General features: G+C 56.0%; 1 protein-coding gene and 1 pseudogene. One reads left to right on the top strand and one right to left on the bottom strand.

The genetic code is table 11. From position 1 onward, the window contains the following. Positions 1 to 574, bottom strand: a 574-nt coding sequence (locus KQH60_RS01640; RefSeq protein WP_237574867.1) for a hypothetical protein, incomplete at its 3' end; no start/stop codon positions are given. A 1071-nt stretch (positions 575 to 1645) separates the two neighbouring features. On the opposite strand from KQH60_RS01640, the pseudogene KQH60_RS01635 reads away from it, so the two are divergent. Next, a pseudogene (locus tag KQH60_RS01635) lies at positions 1646 to 1758 on the top strand (integrase core domain-containing protein); the annotation flags it as partial.

The following is a 1758-nucleotide window of genomic DNA, read 5'->3' as shown; positions in this document are numbered from 1 at the left end:
GCGATGGTTTTTTCTGCCCCGTCGGCTGGCTCAACCGCTCATCGTGCGAGGCCGTTTCATCCATCGCCGCGTCTTGCCAATCGGCCGGCTTCACATCCCAGCGCGATGGTTTTTTCTGCCCCGTCGGCTGGCTTAACCGCTCATCGTGCGAGGCGGTTTCATCCATCGCCGCGTCTTGCCAACCGGCTGGCTTTACATCCCAGCGTGATGGTTTTTTCTGCCCCGTCGGCTGGCTCAACCGCTCATCGTGCGAGGCGGTTTCATCCATCGCCGCGTCTTGCCAACCGGCCGGCTTCACATCCCAGCGCGATGGTTTTTTCTGCCCCGTCGGCTGGCTCATCCGCTCATCGTGCGAGGCGGTTTCATCCATCGCCGCGTCTTGCCAACCGGCCGGCTTCACATCCCAGCGCGATGGTTTTTTCTGCCCCGTCGGCTGGCTCATCCGCTCATCGTGCGAGGCGGTTTCATCCATCGCCGCGTCTTGCCAATCGGCCGGCTTTACATCCCAGCGTGATGGTTTTTTCTGCCCCGTCGGCTGGCTCATCCGCTCATCGTGCGAGGCGGTTTCATCCATCACCGCGTCTTGCAAATCGGACCCGACTATGGTTGACCTTGCGTCATCGGAAATCAGCAATGCGGTAACAGCCCCGAGCACACACAACTTCCTTGATAAAGCGAACCTAAGGTAATTGGAGCGACGAGCGAACGGAGCACTATAAACTGCTACCGACGTTACATTAGAAATCCGCATTTAAAGTCTCTTATCATTAGCCAAGTACTAGGCGGATGGGATAAGCATGAACAGTACGCGTAGACCCGTTCCTATGCAATCAGACGCGAAGCTTGATGCGGAATTTAAAAGGAATTCGGCGGCTCGCCACTATGCTGGTTAAAAATTTTATTGTCATAGCGGCATCAAAGGACACCCCCAACACCATAACTATTAATTTAAATTAATTTATTCAATTTTTTTTCGACGGTGGCCCGTACTGCCCGGGGAACGGTGGAATCGCAACGCCATGCGCTCGCGTCTCATGGCCACAGCGTTCCCTGCCGCGCCATACCATTGCAGACACGACATCAATATGAATACGCTACCGTCTGTTCGCCGCACCACTATCAACAATGCAGCGATAACACCGTTCGGGCGCCGTTGCAACTTTTCGCGTCCCGTATGGACGGCGCGCCGCTCGATGATCTGGAGGATTTGTTATGGGCACTGCGGATACCAAAATCTCTAACAAAATGAGCCGCTAGGACTGTCAACACTGTATCGTGTTCTGTTAACCGCATCGTTGTTTTGCTGGCAATGAGATCATGGCTAAACCGATGTTCGATGCGTTCATATAGACGAACTGTGGTCACTAGTCCAACCGCTTCTGCCACCATCGAAACCGCGCCGAGCGCTACCCCGGTCGCAAGCCGCTCGACACTCGCGGCATCCCAGTTGATGGCCCCGAAACGCTCATCACCCTTGGCACCAATGCGACGGCATCGGCTACGCCAATCGGTGGGGGTGATGGCATGCTCCGTGTAACGGAACGCCTTCGTACAGCCTACCCTGTGTCGATGCAGGCTCCAGATTGTCCTGCACTCAACATCGGATCCAAGCACTGCGACGACACATCCATGCACATCCCGAATGTCTCGCGCACTCATCGCCGCGTGGCGCCAGGACTACAACGAGCAACGGCCGCACAGCGCACTGAATTACCTTTCGCCCGCAGCGTTTGCGGCGAAACATCGGGCAACAGCGGA

Origin of the sequence: Mycetohabitans sp. B8, assembly GCF_021991875.1 — a bacterium.
Classification (GTDB): domain Bacteria; phylum Pseudomonadota; class Gammaproteobacteria; order Burkholderiales; family Burkholderiaceae; genus Mycetohabitans.
The sequence above is the reverse complement of the archived record's forward strand: the minus strand, read 5'-3'. Positions and strand labels throughout refer to the sequence as shown.